The 17,525-nt window shown below is 66.5% G+C and carries 16 protein-coding genes; 12 read left to right on the forward strand and 4 right to left on the reverse strand.

The genetic code is table 11. The annotated features are described in order from the left end of the window. Window positions 1-54 precede the first annotated feature (54 nt). On the forward strand, window positions 55-1,539 hold the full coding sequence (lnt, locus tag KGQ91_RS13905) for an apolipoprotein N-acyltransferase (protein WP_224421237.1): 1,485 nt from the start codon (window positions 55-57) through the stop codon (window positions 1,537-1,539). Between the two features lie 18 nt (window positions 1,540-1,557). Here the strand turns inward: lnt and KGQ91_RS13910 are convergent, their stop codons facing one another. Continuing rightward, window positions 1,558-2,091, reverse strand: a complete 534-nt coding sequence (locus tag KGQ91_RS13910; protein WP_224421238.1) for a zinc ribbon-containing protein — start codon at window positions 2,089-2,091, stop codon at window positions 1,558-1,560. A 256-nt stretch (window positions 2,092-2,347) separates the two neighbouring features. Here KGQ91_RS13910 and leuS point away from each other — a divergent pair, with 256 nt between their 5' ends. The 10 genes from leuS to KGQ91_RS13960 all read left to right on the forward strand — a co-directional run bounded on the left by leuS (window position 2,348) and on the right by KGQ91_RS13960 (window position 14,170). Next, complete coding sequence (gene leuS / locus KGQ91_RS13915) at window positions 2,348-4,930, forward strand: leucine--tRNA ligase (protein ID WP_224421239.1); 2,583 nt, start codon at window positions 2,348-2,350, stop codon at window positions 4,928-4,930. 27 nt (window positions 4,931-4,957) lie between these two features. Then, window positions 4,958-5,464: an LPS-assembly lipoprotein LptE gene (locus tag KGQ91_RS13920; RefSeq protein WP_224421240.1), complete on the forward strand. Its 507-nt coding sequence runs from the start codon at window positions 4,958-4,960 to the stop codon at window positions 5,462-5,464. Next, on the forward strand, window positions 5,461-6,519 hold the full coding sequence (holA, locus tag KGQ91_RS13925) for a DNA polymerase III subunit delta (protein ID WP_224421241.1): 1,059 nt from the start codon (window positions 5,461-5,463) through the stop codon (window positions 6,517-6,519). The genes KGQ91_RS13920 and holA overlap by 4 nt, the downstream gene beginning before the upstream one ends. A 95-nt stretch (window positions 6,520-6,614) precedes the next feature. Further along, window positions 6,615-8,027, forward strand: a complete 1,413-nt coding sequence (gene nhaC, locus KGQ91_RS13930; protein WP_224421242.1) for a Na+/H+ antiporter NhaC — start codon at window positions 6,615-6,617, stop codon at window positions 8,025-8,027. A 362-nt stretch (window positions 8,028-8,389) separates the two neighbouring features. Continuing rightward, entirely contained in the window at window positions 8,390-9,055 is a 666-nt protein-coding gene (locus tag KGQ91_RS13935; protein ID WP_224421243.1) for an ABC transporter permease, read from the forward strand. 32 nt (window positions 9,056-9,087) lie between these two features. After that, a complete protein-coding gene (locus KGQ91_RS13940; RefSeq protein WP_224421244.1) occupies window positions 9,088-10,254 on the forward strand; it encodes an ABC transporter ATP-binding protein in 1,167 nt (388 codons plus the stop codon). A gap of 4 nt (window positions 10,255-10,258) precedes the next feature. Continuing rightward, the gene (locus tag KGQ91_RS13945) at window positions 10,259-10,990 is read left to right on the forward strand and encodes an ABC transporter permease (RefSeq protein WP_224421245.1); all 732 of its coding nucleotides are present in this window, start codon (window positions 10,259-10,261) and stop codon (window positions 10,988-10,990) included. 50 nt (window positions 10,991-11,040) lie between these two features. Beyond that, complete coding sequence (locus KGQ91_RS13950) at window positions 11,041-11,931, forward strand: glycine betaine ABC transporter substrate-binding protein (RefSeq protein ID WP_224421246.1); 891 nt, start codon at window positions 11,041-11,043, stop codon at window positions 11,929-11,931. A gap of 69 nt (window positions 11,932-12,000) precedes the next feature. Beyond that, window positions 12,001-12,843 carry a nitrilase-related carbon-nitrogen hydrolase gene (locus KGQ91_RS13955; protein ID WP_224421247.1) on the forward strand — a complete coding sequence of 281 codons (843 nt, stop codon included), beginning with the start codon at window positions 12,001-12,003 and terminating at the stop codon, window positions 12,841-12,843. Window positions 12,844-12,868: 25 nt separating this feature from the next. Next, on the forward strand, window positions 12,869-14,170 hold the full coding sequence (locus tag KGQ91_RS13960; RefSeq protein WP_224421248.1) for an MmgE/PrpD family protein: 1,302 nt from the start codon (window positions 12,869-12,871) through the stop codon (window positions 14,168-14,170). Window positions 14,171-14,200: 30 nt separating this feature from the next. Here the strand turns inward: KGQ91_RS13960 and KGQ91_RS13965 are convergent, their stop codons facing one another. The 3 genes from KGQ91_RS13965 to KGQ91_RS13975 form a co-directional block, all read right to left on the reverse strand. After that, window positions 14,201-14,803 carry a Yip1 family protein gene (locus KGQ91_RS13965; protein ID WP_224414682.1) on the reverse strand — a complete coding sequence of 201 codons (603 nt, stop codon included), beginning with the start codon at window positions 14,801-14,803 and terminating at the stop codon, window positions 14,201-14,203. A gap of 400 nt (window positions 14,804-15,203) precedes the next feature. Then, window positions 15,204-15,680 (reverse strand): YbhB/YbcL family Raf kinase inhibitor-like protein, encoded by a 477-nt coding sequence (locus tag KGQ91_RS13970; protein ID WP_224421249.1) that lies wholly within the window; start codon window positions 15,678-15,680, stop codon window positions 15,204-15,206. Window positions 15,681-15,850: 170 nt separating this feature from the next. Then, window positions 15,851-16,267 carry a hypothetical protein gene (locus KGQ91_RS13975; RefSeq protein ID WP_224421250.1) on the reverse strand — a complete coding sequence of 139 codons (417 nt, stop codon included), beginning with the start codon at window positions 16,265-16,267 and terminating at the stop codon, window positions 15,851-15,853. 273 nt (window positions 16,268-16,540) lie between these two features. Between KGQ91_RS13975 and KGQ91_RS13980 the strand changes: the two genes are divergently transcribed. Further along, a partial coding sequence (locus KGQ91_RS13980) for an IS481 family transposase (RefSeq protein WP_224421251.1) occupies window positions 16,541-17,525 on the forward strand: 985 nt, incomplete at its 3' end.

A 17,525-nucleotide genomic window follows, 5' to 3' on the forward strand; every position in this document is an offset into this window, starting at 1 on the left:
CGAGTTCGCCGCCGGGTCTGGTATAAGGGGCAGCGTCCCGACAAGGAGTGCCCCATGCCGACCCGACAACGCCCGTGGCTGGGCCATCTCGCCGCCCTGCTGGCCGGCGTGCTCAGCACCCTCACCTTCGCGCCCTTTCACCTCTGGTGGCTCGGCCCGGTCGCCGTCGGCCTGGTCTATGTCGGCTTTCACGACCTGACGCCCCGCCAGGCCGCGCTGCGCGGCTGGTGCTACGGGTTCGCCCTGTTCGCCTCGGGCACCTCGTGGATCTACGTGTCGATCCATGACTACGGCTACACCGGCGTGGCGCTGGCGGTCTTCCTGACGGCACTCTTCGCCGTGACCCTGGCGCTGTTCTACGCCGTCCCCTTCTGGCTCTACCGTCACGTGACCGGACGCCGCCTGGCCTGCCTGAGCTTCGCCGGGCTGTGGGTCGCCAGCGAGGTGCTGCGCACCTACCTGTTCACCGGCTTTCCCTGGCTGCTGCTGGGCAGCGCCCACGTCGACTCGCCGCTGGCCCCGCTGGCTCCGGTCGGCGGCGTCTTCCTGCTGTCGCTGATCACCGCCCTGACCGGCACCCTGGGTGTGGAGCTGCTGCGCCGGCGCTGGTGGACCCTGGCCCCGCTCGTCGCCCTGTGGGGCGTGCCGCTGTTGCTGCCCACGCAGTGGACGACGGCCTCGGGCCAGCCGGTGACGGTCGCCCTGCTGCAGGGCGACCTGCCCCAGCTGATGAAGTGGAGCGCCGAGGGGCAGCGCAACGCCGCCAACACCTACGCGCGGCTGACCCGGGCGGTGGCCGACGACGCCGAGCTGATCGTCTGGCCGGAAACCGCCCTGCCGATGTTCGAGCGTCAGGCCCGCCCCTTCCTCGAGCGCCTGCAGGCGACGCTGCCCCCGGACAGTGCCCTGCTCACCGGTATCGTCGAGCGCGACGACGGCGGCTACTACAACGCGGTGATCGGGCTGGGCAACACGCAGGGCGGCTATCGCAAGGAGCACCTGGTGCCGTTCGGCGAGTACCTGCCGCTGGAAGGGCTGCTGCGCGGCATCATCGCCTTCTTCGACCTGCCCATGTCAGACTTCTCGGCCGGCGCCGGCGACCAGCCGCCCCTGCACGCCGCCGGGCTCGCCATCGGCACGGCGATCTGCTACGAGATCATCTACCCGGACCTGGTCGCCAGCCGCGCCCGCGACGCCGACGTGCTGCTCACGGTGTCCAACGACACCTGGTTCGGCGGCTCGATCGGGCCGCTCCAGCACGTGCAGATGGCGCGCCTGCGGGCGCTGGAGAACGGCCGCTACGTGCTGCGCGCCACCAGCAACGGCGTGACCGCGATCATCGACCCCGAGGGCCGGATCGTGAAACGCGCGCCGCAGTTCGAGACCGCCACGGTCACCGGCACGGTTCAGGGAATGCAGGGCGAGACGCCGTTCACCCGCACCGGCAGCTGGCCCGCCTGGCTGCTGGCCGGTCTACTGTGGCTGCCCGGGCTCAGGCGCCCGGGGCGCCGGCGCACCGCTGCCGCCCGCCCCTCGTGACGGGCGGCCTCCGCGGCGTCAGGAAGCCGCGGGGGGCGTCTCGTCGCTGGGCGAACGCATGAAGTAGCGGTGCCCGCAGGCGTGACAGGGCTCCAGGCGGGTCACCGACTCCAGCACCACCGTCTCGCCGCAGTGCACGCAGGCCATGCGTCCGGGGGCGGCCAGCTCGCCCTCGACGTAATCGGCCCGCGCCGCCTCGAGATCGTCCTCGAAGCGTTCGCGCTCCACCACGCTGCGATCGGCGATGGAGAACAGTGCATCGGTCACCTTGCGTGACAGCACGTCCAGGTCGATCCCCAGCCAGCTGGCCACGCCGGCACCGCCGGCCGCCAGGTAACGGCGCAGGTCCTTGAGGTCACGTTCCACCCAGGCCCGCAGCAGCGCCATCTCGTCCTTGGTGAACGTCTCGACGTCGGCCTCGAACTCCACCGCCTCGTCGAGCTCCTTCTGCAGGGTCTCCCAGGACAGGTCATCGGCCCCGTCGCGCAGCCGGTCGAGCACCCGCTCGTAGGCGGCATTCAGGCGCCGGTCGTGCTGCTGGTCGTCACTCATGTTGCTGTTTCTCCTCGCTGGGTATCGACGCCGGGGCGGTCCGGCAGCCGGCGGGCCTCGCCCGGCCGGCCCCTACCTGCCACGTCACGTCTAGGGTATCCTTGGGCCACCACGACGATTTTCACACCTGCCCCGGCACCTTTCCAATACAGTGTACGGCAGGGTGTTGTCTCCGGCACGCGTCACGCTCCCCGCCCGGGTCGAGCCGAGCGCGCCGATGAACCGAAGCCCCAACGCAAGGTGCACCGCGCAGACGATGGACACTCAGTATCAGCCTCACGCCACCGAGTCAGCCGCCCAGCAGTACTGGGACAAGAACGCATGCTTCAAGGCCGTGGAAGACGCCAACCGCGAGAAATTCTACTGTCTGTCGATGTTCCCCTATCCCAGCGGCAAGCTGCACATGGGGCATGTGCGCAACTACACCATCGGTGACGTGGTCTCGCGCTACCAGCGCATGCAGGGCCGGAACGTCCTGCAGCCCATGGGCTGGGACGCCTTCGGCATGCCGGCGGAAAACGCCGCCATCAAGAACCGCGTGCCGCCGGGCGACTGGACCTACCAGAACATCGACTACATGCGCCGCCAGCTCAAGGCACTGGGCTTCGCCTACGACTGGAGCCGCGAGTTCGCCACCTGCGACGTCGACTACTACCGCTGGGAACAGTGGTTCTTCACCAAGCTGGTCGAGAAGGGCCTGGTCTACAAGAAGATGTCCACCGTCAACTGGGACCCGGTCGACAACACCGTGCTGGCCAACGAGCAGGTGATCGACGGTCGCGGCTGGCGCAGCGGTGCCCTGGTCGAGCGCAAGGAGATCCCGCTGTGGTTCCTCAAGATCACCGACTACGCCGAGGAGCTGCTGGCCGATCTCGAGCACGTCGACTGGCCCGAGCAGGTCAAGACCATGCAGCGCAACTGGATCGGCAAGTCGCGCGGCGTGGAGCTGACCTTCGACGTCGCCGGCCGTGACGCGCCGCTGGAGGTCTACACCACGCGTCCCGACACCCTGATGGGCGTGACCTACGTGGCCGTCGCCGCCGGTCACCCGCTGGCTCGCCAGGCCGCCGAGGGCGATCCGGACATGGCCGCCTTCCTCGAGGAATGTGCCCGCGGCGGCACCTCCGAGGCCGACCTGGCGACCATGGAGAAGCGCGGCCGCGATACCGGCTACAAGGCGATTCATCCGCTGACCGGCCGCGAGGTGCCCGTCTTTGTGGCCAACTTCGTGCTCATGGAGTACGGCACCGGCGCGGTGATGGCGGTGCCCGGCCACGACCAGCGCGACTGGGAGTTCGCCACCAAGTACGGCCTGCCCATCGAGGCGGTGATCGCCGACGCCGACGGCAATGCCCCGGATCTCTCCGACGGGGCCTACGCCGAGCACGGCCGGCTGATCAACTCCGGCGAGTTCGACGGGCTGGACTTCGACGGCGCCTTCCGGGCGATCGCCCTGCGTCTCGAGGCCGAGGGCCGCGGCGAGGTCAGGACCAACTTCCGCCTGCGCGACTGGGGCGTGGCCCGCCAGCGCTACTGGGGCGCGCCGATTCCCGTCAAGTACGGCCCCGAGGGCGAGACCGTGCCGCTCACCGACGACGAGCTGCCGGTCGCCCTGCCCATGGAAGTGGAGGTCGACGCCACCGGCTCGCCGCTCAAGAAAATGCCCGCCTTCTATGACCTGGGCGACGGCTGGACCCGCGAGACCGACACCTTCGACACTTTCATGGAGTCGAGCTGGTACTATGCGCGCTTCGCCTGCGCCGACAACCCCGAGGCCATGCTCGACGAGCGCGCCGACTACTGGCTGCCGGTGGATCTCTACATCGGCGGCATCGAGCACGCCATCCTGCACCTGCTCTATGCGCGCTTCTTCCACAAGCTGATGCGCGACTTCGGCCTGGTCAACAGTGACGAGCCCTTCCAGCGCCTGCTCACCCAGGGCATGGTGATCGCCGAGACCTTCTATCGCGAGCTGCCGGACGGCGGCAAGGACTGGTTCAACCCCGCCGATGTCGACGTCCAGCGCGACGACAAGGGCCGCCCGGTCAGCGCCGTCTACCGTGGCGACGGCCAGCCGGTGGCGATGGGCGGCATCGAGAAGATGTCCAAGTCGAAGAACAACGGCGTCGACCCGCAGGCGATGATCGACCGCTTCGGGGCCGACACCGTGCGGCTGTTCATGATGTTCGCCGCGCCCCCCGAGCAGTCGCTGGAGTGGTCCGACGCCGGCGTCGAGGGCGCCCACCGCTTCCTCAAGCGCCTGTGGAAGCTGGTCGCCGACCACGTCAACGCCGGCACCCCGGCGGCACTCGACGTCGCCGCGCTCGACGACGCCCAGAAGGCGCTGCGTCGCAAGACCCACGAGACCATCGCCAAGGCCAGCGACGACATCGGCCGGCGCACCACCTTCAACACCGCCATCGCCGCGGTGATGGAGCTGACCAACGCGCTGGGCCGCTTCCAGAACGAGAACGCTGCCGACAGCCCGCAGGGCCTGGCTGTGACCCGCGAGGCCGTGGAAGCCTGCGTGCTGCTGCTCGCCCCGATCACCCCGCACGCCTGCCATGCGCTCTGGGAGGCGCTGGGTCATGACGAGCCGGCGATCGACGCCCGCTGGCCCGCCGTCGACGAGAGCGCCCTGGTCAAGGACAGCGTCGAGCTGGCCGTGCAGGTCAACGGCAAGCTGCGCGCGCGCATCGAGACCGCCCCCGACGCCGCCAGGGACGCCGTCGAGGCCGAGGCCATGGCCAGCGAGAACGTCCAGCGGCATATCGAGGGCAAGACGGTGCGCAAGGTGATCGTCGTCCCCGGCAAGCTGGTCAACATCGTCGCCAACTGACAAGCCCACGGTCGCTAGGAGGCCCGGATGAAGCGTCGCACCTTCCTGAATCGCGCCCTGCATACCAGCATGGCGCTGGTGGCGGCCGGTGCACTGGCCGGCTGCGGGTTCCAGCTGCGCGGGCAGGGGCGCAACCTGGCCGGGCTCGACAGCCTGGCCCTGGACGCCCCGCCGGGCCCGCTGGCCGACGCCGTACGCCAGGCGCTCGAGGGCGCGGGCGTGGCGGTGCACGCGCAGGCGCCGTGGCGTCTCAACCTGGGCGCGGAGCAACTCGACGAGATCAACCTGACGGCCAACAATGCCGGCAGCCGGACGGTCGAGCTGCAGCTCGGCGTGCCCTTCTCGGTCCAGCGCCAGCGGGACGACGCCTATCGCCTCGAGCGCCAGACCCTGACGGTGTCGACCACCTACGAGGCCGGCACCAGCGACCTGCTGGCTCGTGACGACCGCCGCGAGCGGGCCGTGCAGTCGCTGCGTCAGGAGGCGGCGCGCCGCCTGATCGATCGCCTGCAGAGCCTCGCCGACGCCCCATGAAGGTCTTCCCCGACAAGCTGCCCGAGGCGCTGGCCAAACGCCTGCCGCCGGTGGTCATCGTCGCCGGCGACGAGCCGCTGCTGCACCGCGATGCCTGCGATACGGTGCGCCGGGTCGCCCGCGAACAGGGCGTCGAGGAGCGCGAGGTCCTGCATGTCGAGAACGGCTTCCAATGGGGGCGGCTCACCGAATCCGCCGCCAGCCTGTCGCTGTTCGCCAGCCGCAAACTGATCGAACTGCGCCTCGGCGACCAGGCGCCCGGCCAGGAAGGTGGCAAGACGCTGGAGGCCTACGCCGCCCAGGCCGGCGAGAGCGACGACGTGCTGCTGATCACCGCGGGCCGGCTCGACCGGCGCCAGCAGCAGAGCAAGTGGTTCAAGGCCCTCGACAAGCTCGGCCTGTTCGTGCCGGTATGGCCGGTGGATCATGCCCGCCTGGGCTTCTGGCTGCGTGACCGCGCCGCCCGGCACGGCCTGCAGCTCGACAGGGACGCCGCCCGACTGCTCGGCGAGCGTACCGAAGGCAACCTGCTGGCCGCCGACCAGGAACTGCAGAAGCTCGCCCTGCTCCACCCGACCGGCGCCCGGCTGGATGCCGGCGCCATCGCCGGCGGTGTCGAGGACAACGCCCGCTACGATGTCTTCACGCTGACCGACGCCTGTCTGCGCGGCGAGCGCGAGCGCACGGTACGCATCGTCGCCGGCCTGCGCGGCGAGGGCATCGAGGCGCCGGTGGTACTGTGGGCCCTGACCCGCGAGATGCGCACCCTGCTCTCCCTGCAGCAGCATCTCGACCAGGGCCAGAGCCTCGAGCACGCCTGCAAGGCGCAGCGACCGATGATTCCCGAGAAGCGCCGCCCCAACTACCAGCAGGCGCTGCAGCGCCTGCCCCATCGCCGGCTGCACAAGCTGCTGCTGTTCGCCCAGCGCATCGACCAGGCGATCAAGGGCGGCCTGCCGCTGCCCGTCTGGGACGCGCTCAATGATCTCGCCCTGACCCTCGCCGGGGGCCGCGGTCTGCTCGCCGAACTGCCCCAGGCCTATCGCCGTGCCTGATCCGCATTCCTGAACCGAACACGCCTTCGGCGTTACCCCTGCCCGCCGGGCACAGGCCCGGCGGGCGTTCCACTTTCCTGTCACTGTCCTGAACCATGTCCCTATCCGAATCCCGACGAACCGTTCCCTTTCTTGCCGCCCTGCTGCCCTTCGCGGTGATGATCGCCACGATGATGACGACGATCCTCGTCTTCGACGGCAGCCCCCACCTGCCCCTGCTCATCGGCGCCGTGGTCGCCGGGCTGGTCGCCTGGCACTACGGCCACAGCTGGAAGCACATCGAAGGCTACATCTACGAGGGCATCACCAAGGTCCTGCCGGCGGTGGTCATCCTGATGCTGGTGGGGCTGCTGATCAGTTCCTGGGTCGCCGGTGGCGTGGTCGGCACGATGGTCTACTATGGCCTGGAGTACCTGTCGCCCGCCTACTTCCTGCCCACGCTGATGCTGATCTGTGCGGTCAGCACGCTGATGATGGGCAGTTCCTGGTCGACCATCGGCACCCTGGGCGTGGCGGGCATGGCCGCCGGCGTGAGCATGGGGCTGCCGCCGGCGGCGCTGGCCGGGGCCATCGTCTCCGGCGCGTTCTTCGGCGACAAGATGTCGCCGCTGTCCGATACCACCATTCTCGCCTCGGGCATCGCCGGCACGGAGATCTTCGCCCACATCCGCCACATGCTCTACACCACGGTGCCCGGGCTGATCATCGCCCTGGTGGTGTTCACGGCCATGGCCGGCGGCCATGAGGGCGCCGCGCTTGATCAGGCCATCACCGCCGTGATCACCCACCTGCGGGCCGACAGCGTGATCTCGCCCTGGCTGTTTTTGATTCCGCTGGCGGTCCCGGCACTGGCGCTCGCCCGCGTGCCGGCGGTGCCGACCCTGATCGTCGGCATCGTGCTGGGCAGCCTGGCCTACCTGTTCGTGCAGGGCGGCGACGTGGCCTCGCTGTTCAACCTGCTGCAGAGCGGCTATGTCGCCGACACCGGCAACGCCGGTGTCGACAAGCTGCTCAGCCAGGGCGGGCTGGACGCGATGATGTACACCATCTCGCTGGCGATCATCGCCATGATCTTCGGCGGCATCATGGAGCGCACCGGCATGCTCAATGCGCTGGTCGGCGGCGTCGTCGCGCTGGCCAGAAGCGGCCGCTCGCTGTGCGCCGTCACCGTGGGCTCGTCCTTCCTGACCAACGTGGTCACCGCCGAGCAGTATATCTCGATCATCATCCCGGGCCGGTTGTATGCCGGGGCCTTCCGCGACAAGGGACTGCATCCCAAGAACCTGTCCCGGGCGCTGGAGGACGGCGGCACCATCACCTCGGCGCTGGTACCGTGGAGTACCGACGCGATCTTCGTCTACAGCGCTCTCGGCGTCAGCGCCTGGAGCTATGCTCCCTACGCGGTGCTCAACTACAGCGTACCGCTGATCTCCATCGCCATGGCGCTGGCCGGCTTCGCGATCGTTTCCAGCCGCAACGCGGAAGCGCCGTTGTCGCCGGCCGACTGATCTCCCTTCCCCCTTCTTGCCCCCGTGCGATGCGGGGGCTTTTCCTGCCTCCGCCCTCTTCCTGTTCATGGCCCTCTGCCGGTGAAAGCCGGCGCCCCCTGCTCCCCCGGCCTATCCTGTCGACGGCTTCGAGGCAGCCGCCCGAGGGAAATACGCGGTACAAGGGGCAAATCACGATCATCAATAATCTGAATTTTGATTACTCATCCATTAACAGAAAAAATTGCTATACCCCTCTGTTAAGCTAACGCGGTTTCGACGCAAAGCCGGGTTATCATCCCGGCTGGACGCTTTTCGGCCGCGTCGGCATCTCCGTCGACGCCGGCCATCCATGACGTCCACGCGACTGGAGGAGACATCGCTTGGAACTGTTTCGCTACGTTCTCGACAATGCCGGGCTGCTGGGGCAACTGACCCTGGAGCATATCAGCCTGGTCGGCGTCGCCGTGGGGATCGCCACCCTGACCGGGGTGCCCATCGGCATCGCCATCACCAAGAACGAACGCCTGGCCAGGAGCGTGCTGTATCTGGCCTCGATCATCGTCACGATCCCCTCGATCGCGCTGTTCGGGGTCATGATCCCGCTGCTGTCGATCTTCGGCTACGGCATCGGCTACGTGCCGGCGGTGATCGCCGTGCTGCTCTATTCGCAGCTGCCGATCATTCGCAATACCTACACCGCGATCAACAACGTCAACCCCGCGCTGCGCGAGGCCGCCCGCGGCATCGGCATGAGCCAGAACCAGCGGCTGCGCATGGTGGAGATCCCGCTGGCAGTGCCGGTGATCATGGCCGGCGTGCGCACCGCCGTGGTGCTCAACATCGGCGTCATGGCCATCGCCGCCTACATCGGCGCCGGCGGCCTGGGCACGCTGATCAGCCGCGGCATCTCGCAGTCCGACCCGCGCCAGCTGATCGTCGGCGCGGTGGCCGTGAGCCTGCTCGCCATCATCGTCGACTACGCCCTGCTGGCGCTGCAGAAGCGCCTCACGCCACGCGGCATGGAGCGTGACGTCGCCGCCGCCTGAATGCGCCAACCCGATTTCGACAAGGTTTTTCCATGATACGACTCGACAACCTGACCAAGGTCTTCGATACCCCCAAGGGGGCCGTCGTCGCCGCCGACCACATCAACATGGAAGTGCCTCGGGGCGAGATCTGCATCCTTCTCGGCCCCTCCGGCTGCGGCAAGACCACCACCCTGAAGATGATCAACCGCATCATCCGGGCCACGTCGGGCAAGGTGTTTCTCGATGGCGAGGACACCACCGGCATGAATACCCAGGACCTGCGTCGCAGCATCGGTTACGTGATCCAGCAGATCGGCCTGTTCCCCAACATGACCATCGAGGAGAACATCACGGTGGTGCCGCGCCTGCTCGGCTGGGATCGGACCGCCTACAAGAAGCGGGCCCGCGAGCTGATGGACATGATCGCCATGGATGCCGAGGCCTTCCTCAAGCGCTACCCCAGCGAGCTGTCCGGCGGCCAGCAGCAGCGCATCGGCGTCGCCCGGGCGCTGGCCGCGGATCCGCCCGTGATGCTGATGGACGAGCCGTTCGGCGCCATCGACCCGATCAACCGGGCGGTGATCCAGGACGAGTTCCTGAAGATGCAGGCGGAACTCAAGAAGACCATCATGTTCGTCAGCCACGACATCGACGAGGCGATCAAGATGGGCGATCGCATCGCCATCTTCCGCGAGGGCAAGCTGGTCCAGTACTCCGCCCCCGACGACCTGCTCTCCGCGCCGCGCAACGGCTTCGTCGAGTCGTTCCTCGGCGAGGATCGCGCGCTCAAGCGCCTCAACCTGGTCAAGGTGCGCGAGGTGTTCTCCGACGAGATGGGCTCGGTCAAGCCGGACGACACCCTGGAGACCGCCCTGAGCCGCATCGACGACTTCGGCTACCAGAACGCGATCCTGATGGTCAACGACCGTGGCGAGCCCGCCGGCATGATCACCCGCTCGGTCGCCCGCACCACCCGCGGCTACTGCCGGGACCATTACCAGACCGCCCCGCCGGTGGCCCAGCTCGACGACGACCTGCGCAAGGTCGCCTCGCTGATGTTCGCCAACGACACCACCTGGCTGCCCTGCGTCGATGCGCGCGGTCGGGTCTGCGGGCACATCACGCAGCGTGCGATGACCCACCACCTGGGTTCCCGCTACCGTTCGCGGCCGGAGGACAGCGCCCCGTTGCGTTCGCAACCCGAGACCAAGGAGTAACGGCATGCCGATTCGCTCGCTGAAAAGCGCCGGGCGCTGGGTACTCGCCATCCTGCTCTTCGCGGCCGGGGTCTGGGCCCAGCGCAGCGGCGTCATCGAGGATTTCCTCTATTACCTGCCCGATGTGCGCTATCTGGCGGTCCAGCACCTGTTCCTGACCGCCATGTCGGGCAGCCTGGCCATCGCCATCGCCGTGCCGCTGGGCATCGTGCTCTCGCGGCCGAGCATGGCGCGCTTCGCGGAATCGCTGATGCAGGTCCTCAACGTCGGTACCACCATCCCCACCCTGGCGGTGCTGGCGCTGTCGATGAGCTTTCTGGGCATCGGCACGGTACCGGCCGTGTTCGGGCTGACCGTGGCGACCCTGCTGCCGATCACCCGCAACACCTATGTCGGCCTGAAGGGCGTTTCGCCGGCGCTGATGGAAGCCGCGGCCGGGCTGGGCATGTCGCCGGCGCAGCGGCTGTTCCGGGTCGAGCTGCCCAACGCCCTGTACGTGATCTTCGCCGGTATCCGCACCGCGCTGGCCATCAACGTGGGTACCGTGCCGCTGGCCTTTCTGATCGGCGCCGGCGGGCTCGGGGAACTGATCTTCACCGGCATCGACCTCTACGACACGGTGATGATGCTGGCCGGGGCCATTCCCACCGCGCTGCTCGCGGTGATCGTGGACGCACTGGTGGCCACCATCGCCTTCCTCGTCGTGCCGCGCGGCGTCAATCCGTCACGAGCCTGAACGGCTCCCACACTGCAAGTCACACAACAAGTGCAAGGAGAAACAAGCCCATGATTCGCACACTGACCGCAACCCTCGCCGGCCTGATCCTGAGCGCCGGCATCGCCGCCAACGCCCAGGCCGAGGAAATCGTCGTCGGCGGCAAGAACTTCACCGAGCAGCAGATTCTCACCAGCATGACCACCCAGTACCTCAAGGGGCTGGGCTACGATGTCGACAAGCGTGCCGGCATGGGCTCCGCGGTGCTGCGCCAGGCCCAGGAAAACGGCCAGATCGACCTCTACTGGGAGTACACCGGCACCTCGCTGATCAACTACAACGACAAGTCCGCCAAGGGCCTCTCCGCCGAGGAGACCTATCAGAAGGTCAAGGAGCTCGACGCCAAGAAGGGGCTGGTGTGGCTCGAGCCGTCGAACGCCAACAACACCTACGCCCTGGCCATGCGCGAGAAGGATGCCGAGAAGCGCGGCATCGCCACCATTTCCGACCTGGCCAAGGCCGTCAACGACGGCGAGAAGCTGACCTTCGCCTCCAACGCCGAGTTCTACGCCCGCGAGGACGGCCTGCGCCCGCTGCAGCAGGCCTACGGCTTCCGTTTCGGACGCCCCAACGTCAAGCGCATGGACTCCGGCCTGACCTACCCGGCCCTGCGTGACGGCCAGGTCGACGTCTCGCTGGTCTTCGCCACCGACGGCCGCATCCCGGCCTTCAACTTCCGGGTGCTGGAAGACGACAAGAACTTCTTCCCGGCCTACTCGCTGACCCCGGTGGTACGCCAGGAAACGCTCGAGGCCAATCCCAAGCTCGACGAGCAGATGGCCAGGCTCTCCAGCCTGCTCGACGACGACACCATGGCCTCGCTGAACGCCAGCGTCGACGTCGACAAGAAGAGCATCGAGAACGTCGCCCAGGGCTTCCTCGAGACGCACGATCTGCTGTAAAACACGTCCGGCAGCAACGGCATGGCCGCCTTCGGGCGGCCATGTGCCTTTTCGGACACGGGAGATCGCATGCACTATCAGGACACGCTCAAGGTCGGCGCGGCCCAGATCAACACCGAGCTCGGCGACGTGGACGCCAACCTGGCCCACCATCACGACCTCATCGCCCAGGCACACCGGCAAGCGCTGGAGCTGCTGGTCTTTCCCGAGCTCTCGCTGACCGGCTACAGCCTGGGCCCGCGGGTGATCGACGTGGCGTTCCCACGGGAGGACCCACGGCTCGCCCGCCTCGCCGAGGCCGCCGGCGAGATGCAGGTCGTCGTCGGCTTCGTCGAGGAAGCCAGCCCCGGCGAATACTACAACGCCCTGGCGATCCTCCAGCACGGCCGCGTCACCGCGGTGCATCGCAAGCTGAACCTGCCCACCTACGGCGGGCTGGAAGAAGGCAAGTGGTTCGCCCACGGCGAGTCGCTGACCCACACCACGATTCGCCCCGGCTGGACCGCCACGCCGCTGATCTGCGCCGACCTGTGGAACCCGGCGCTGGTCCACGCCGCCCTGCTGGCCCGCCCCACGGTGCTCTGCGCGCCGATCAACTCCGCCTCGGGCATCGTCAGCGAGTCCTTCTCCAACGAGGACAACTGGGTACTCAACGTACGCTTCTACGCCATGACCTACGGCACGCCGGTGATCATGGCCAACCGCTACGGTGCGGAAGGCGACAGCCATTTCTGGGGCGGCTCGCGCATCCTGGGGCCCCGCGGCGACCTGCTGGCCGCCGCCGACGCGGGCGAGCAGCTGATCGTCGCCGAGATTTCACGCACCGCCATCGCCCGCGCGCGCTTCGAACTGCCCACGCTGCGCGATGCCGACACGCCGCTGGTCCGTCAACTGATGGACGGCTACCGCTGACCCGCGATTCGGGATACTGCCCACCATGACCACCGCCACGCCGCTCGACTGGATTCACGCCTTCGACCCGGAAACCCTGCCCGACACGCATTACGCCCAGGCCCGGCGCTGCCTGCTGGACCTGCTCGGCGTCGCCGCCGGCGCCACGCGCACGCCGCTGGCCGCGATCGCCGAACGCTTCGTCACCACGCAGCACGGCGGCGAGCGACCGCTGCTGTTCGCCGGGGGGCGGGCCTCGCCGACGGGGGTGGCGCTCCACGGCGGCTGGCTGATCGACGCGCTGGATGCCCACGACGGCCAGGTGCTCACCAAGGGCCATGCCGGGGTCGCCCTGCTGCCAGGCCTGCTGGCCCTGCCCGAGGTGGAATCGCTCAGTGGCAGGGCACTGCTGGGCTGGCTGGCCCTGGGCTACGAGGTGGCCACCCGCGCCGGCATCGCCCTGCACGCCACGGCGGGTGACTACCACACCTCCGGCGCCTGGAACGCCCTGGGGGTCGCCGCGGTGGCCTCGCGCCTGCTGGGGCAGGATCGCGCCACGCTCGGCGAGGCGCTGGGCATCGCCGAGTTCTACGGCCCGCGCAGCCAGATGATGCGCTGCATCGAGCACCCCACGATGCTCAAGGACGGCTCCGGCTGGGGCGCGATGACCGGCATCAGTGCCGCCCTGCTCGCCGGGGACGCCTTCACCGGCGCGCCGGCGGTGACGCTTCAGGCGGGCGATGTCGCGTCACTGTGGGAGGACCTCGGCCGGCGCTGGTACCTGTTCGAGCAGTACTTCAAGGCCTACCCGGTGTGCCGCTGGGCGCAGCCGGCCGTGGAGGCCGTGCTCGGCCTGGGCGCCATCGAGCCTTCCGCCATCGAACGCATCGAGATTCGCACCTTCCACGAGGCGCGGCGACTGCATACGCCCCACCCGGCCAACACCGAACAGGCCCAGTACAGCCTGCCCTGGTCGGTGGCCTGCGCCGTCTGCTTCGGTACCGTGGATGTGCACGGCATCACCGCGGCGCTCGAGTCGCCGCAGGTTCACGACCTGGCTTCACGGGTACATATTGAGGAAAGTGACACCTTCAACGCCCGCTTCCCGGCCGAGCGCTGGGCCAGCGCGCGCCTGCTGCTGAGCGATGGTCGGGTCCTGGAAAGCGAACCCTGCGAGGCCCGCGGCAACCCCACCAACCCGCTCGAGGATGCGGAACTCACCGCCAAGTTTCATGCACTCGCCGACCCGGTACTCGGCGAACGGCGGGCGCGGGCCCTTCACGAGACGGTCGATACGCTGGAATCATGCCCCGCCTCGGACCTGCTGGCCCTGCTGGGCGCGCCCTGACCGACGTCAGGGCGGCCCGCCAGCCCGATTTCAGAGCTGGATACCCAGCAGCTGGGCGCCGTAGCCCCACAGCAGCACGGTGACACCCAGCAGCGCCTCGAGCACCAGTACCCCGATACCCAGCGTGGAGCCGGTGACGATGAAGCCTTCCTCGTTGCTGATGTCGAGGAAGGTGGGGATGCCGACGTAGAGCAGGTAGGCGCTGTAGCAGAGCCCGACGATCACGGCGAGCGCGCACAGCCAGACCAGCGGATAAAGGGCCACCACGCCGCCGAGGAACATCGGCGTGGCGACATAGCCGGCGAAGATGATGCAGCGCCGCCGGCTCGGCCGGTTAGGATAGCGCCGCGCCAGCCAGTGGATGACCACGCCCATGAAGCCGACGGCGATGAGTATCGCCAGATAGAAGGCGATCCCCGCGGAAAAGGCATCCAGGTAGTTGAGCTGGATGGTGTGGCCACCGCCGAAGTCCCAGCCCACCTGGGTGGTGCCTATGAACGCGCAGATCACGGGGACCAGCGCCATGATCAGCACGTGGTGCCCGTAGAGATGGGTGATGGTCTCGCGTTCGTCGTGAATCTGCCGCCATTCGCGGCTGGGATGGGACAGCAGTCCCCACACATGAGTGAGCATGCCACACCTCCTCGATTGCCATTGAACGCTCCATCGCTGGAGCCTCATATTCAGCGTAGTCGACGCCCCCCCGTCCTTTGCCAGTATAGTCAGCCTTTTGGCGCACAAGCGGGGTGGCAAACGCCCGCTCGGCATCACCAACAGGCGGGAAAGCTATGGGGGCATTACAGCGCTTTTCGGGGCCACAAAACGAAACACGGCGCCTCCCGAGGGAAGGCGCCGTGTTCATGTCTCAGCGGCATGCAAGCCGCACAGGGGTCAGGCTTTGCCTGAAAAGTCGTCGAGCGAAGGCCAGACAAGGCAAAAATCAGCGAAAAAGCGGAGTTTACGAGTGTAAATGAGCACTTTGAGCTGATTTTTAACGCCGTATGGCCGAGCGCAGACAGTTTTCAGGTAAAGACTAGTCGCGACGGTACGTACCGACCAACCGACTCATGCCGAGGATGTGCGGTTCCAGCTTGTTGAGCAGCTCCGGCTGCGTCAGCCCCTCGGGCAGCCCGGTAAGGGTATCCAGCGCCAGCACCCAGAAATAGTACTGGTGCACCCCGTGGCCTTCCGGCGGCATGGGGCCGCCGTAACCGATGGCGCCGCCATCGTTGACGCCGGCGGTGCCCAGCGTCGTGTCCTCCTCCAGCGAGGTGACATCCGCCGGCAGGTTGTAGAGCAGCCAGTGCACGTAGCCATAGCTGCCATCCTTCACCAGCGGCGCATCCGGGTCGTGGCAGATCACCGCGAAGCCCTGGGTTCCCGCCGGCGCATCCCTCCAGCTCAGGGCCGGGGACAGATCCTCGCCTTCCGCCGAATGGCGCCTGGGCATCGCCCCGTTCGGCGCGAAGGCGGGGCTTTCGACGTGCATGCTGGATGGTGCAAAGGGCATAGGGGCCTCCCATGGAATGTGGTGAAACGGTTAACCGAGTGATGACATTGCGTCGGCTTGTCTCTGGAAGATGGTGGCGGGAGTGGAGGATTCAAGCCATCGAGCGACCGCTTACCACTGCTCGGTGGCATAAACCTTGGCACACCCTCCTTTCATAATGCGCTGTTATGTTAAAAACTTTGGCGCTCGGCCACCTTTGCGAGTAGAACTTTATAATTCACCTGTTCAGTCACATTAACTACTGTACCATTAACCATCGTAATCCCGAGATCATGACGATCAATTGAGTTCATCGGCTCGTAATCAGCGTCAAGCTCTGCTTTCCAGAGCCAGTTAACATCAACCCAATGCTCAATTTCTTCATAGTCACCAAAATCGTGCCCTAGGTACGGAGCAACGACAGCCCCAATAGCAATAATTCGATTTTGATTGTGATAAAGGCACACCAAGTCACCTTTACTGATTTTATCAACTTCTGGCGCCCGGTCATAAAATGCCGCCGCCTTATTCTGACGCAACATATACTTAAAAGCGTTCGGGTTACCATTTCTCTCTTTCGTATTGGTATTCACCAGCCAAGTTTTCATTCACTTCCCTGCCTTCAATTAAATGAAACTAAATTTTGAATATAACGCCTAGTTATCGGCTACGCCCACAACTCCCACCCAATCTTTATTAGAGGCAATAATATCTGCGCTTCTCCAGTATAAGATTCACCAGCATTTGGGTCACCCGGCCCTTCGTAGAACAGCCACCGATTATATATATCTGTCGGGTCCCGGATGATCAAATGAGCTATAGGAGTTATCCTCTGCTGGCAGCCAGAGAGCTTCTACAGCAATTCATCCGGGAGCAGGTTCATGGACATCAAGCTGCATAAGCAGGCCACGACAACACCGAAGATCCGTGCTGAAATCCAGGCGGCGCCCTCCAGCATCACGGATAGCGAGCTGGCCCGCCAGTTTGGCGTCGCCACCGCGACCATTCGGCGCTGGCGGTACCGTGACGATGTCTATGATCGACCCCATACGCGTCACAACCTACTGGCCACCCTCACGTCTGAGCAGGAGGAGGTGCTGATCGCCGCTCGTGAATTCCTGCGCCTCGGCCTGGATGATCTGCTCGTCGTGGCACGTGAGTTCTTGAACCCTCGACTGTCTCGCTCAGGCCTGCACCGCATGCTCCAGCGGCGCGAGGTGCCGACACTGGCAGAACTGGCTCGGCAGGACGCTGGCGATGATGGGAAGCCCCGGCACAAGCCCTTCAAGGACTACGAGCCCGGGTACGTGCATATCGACATCAAGCACCTTCCTCAGATGCCTGATGAGGAGCAGAAGCGCTACCTGTATGTCGCCATCGACCGTGCCACACGCTGGGTCTATCTGGAGGTCAGGCGCAGCCAGTCTGCCAAGGACGCCAAGGCGTTCATGAAGTGCGTGGAGGAGATGGCTCCCTTCACGATCCAGACGGTGCTCACTGACAACGGCAAGTCGTTCACCGATCGCTTCACGCGGGCAGGTGAGCGCACGCCCAGCGGCCGCCACCCCTTCGACCAGGAGTGCCAAGCCCATAGTATCGAACATCGCCTGATCAAGCCGGGAAGGCCACAGACGAACGGTATGGTGGAGCGGTTCAACGGCCGCATCAGCGACGTGCTGGCGACCCGGCGCTATACCTCAGGCGAGGATCTGGAGCAGACGCTAAAACGCTACGCTTGGCTGTACAATCACCACATCCCTCAGAAGGCGCTGCATCATCAATCACCGATTGCAGCGATGAAGGAATGGCGGGCTAAACGGCCAGAGTTATTTACCAAGCGGGTGGTCAATCACACGGGACCCGACA

Origin of the sequence: Modicisalibacter tunisiensis (assembly GCF_020148005.1) — a bacterium.
GTDB lineage: Bacteria > Pseudomonadota > Gammaproteobacteria > Pseudomonadales > Halomonadaceae > Modicisalibacter > Modicisalibacter tunisiensis.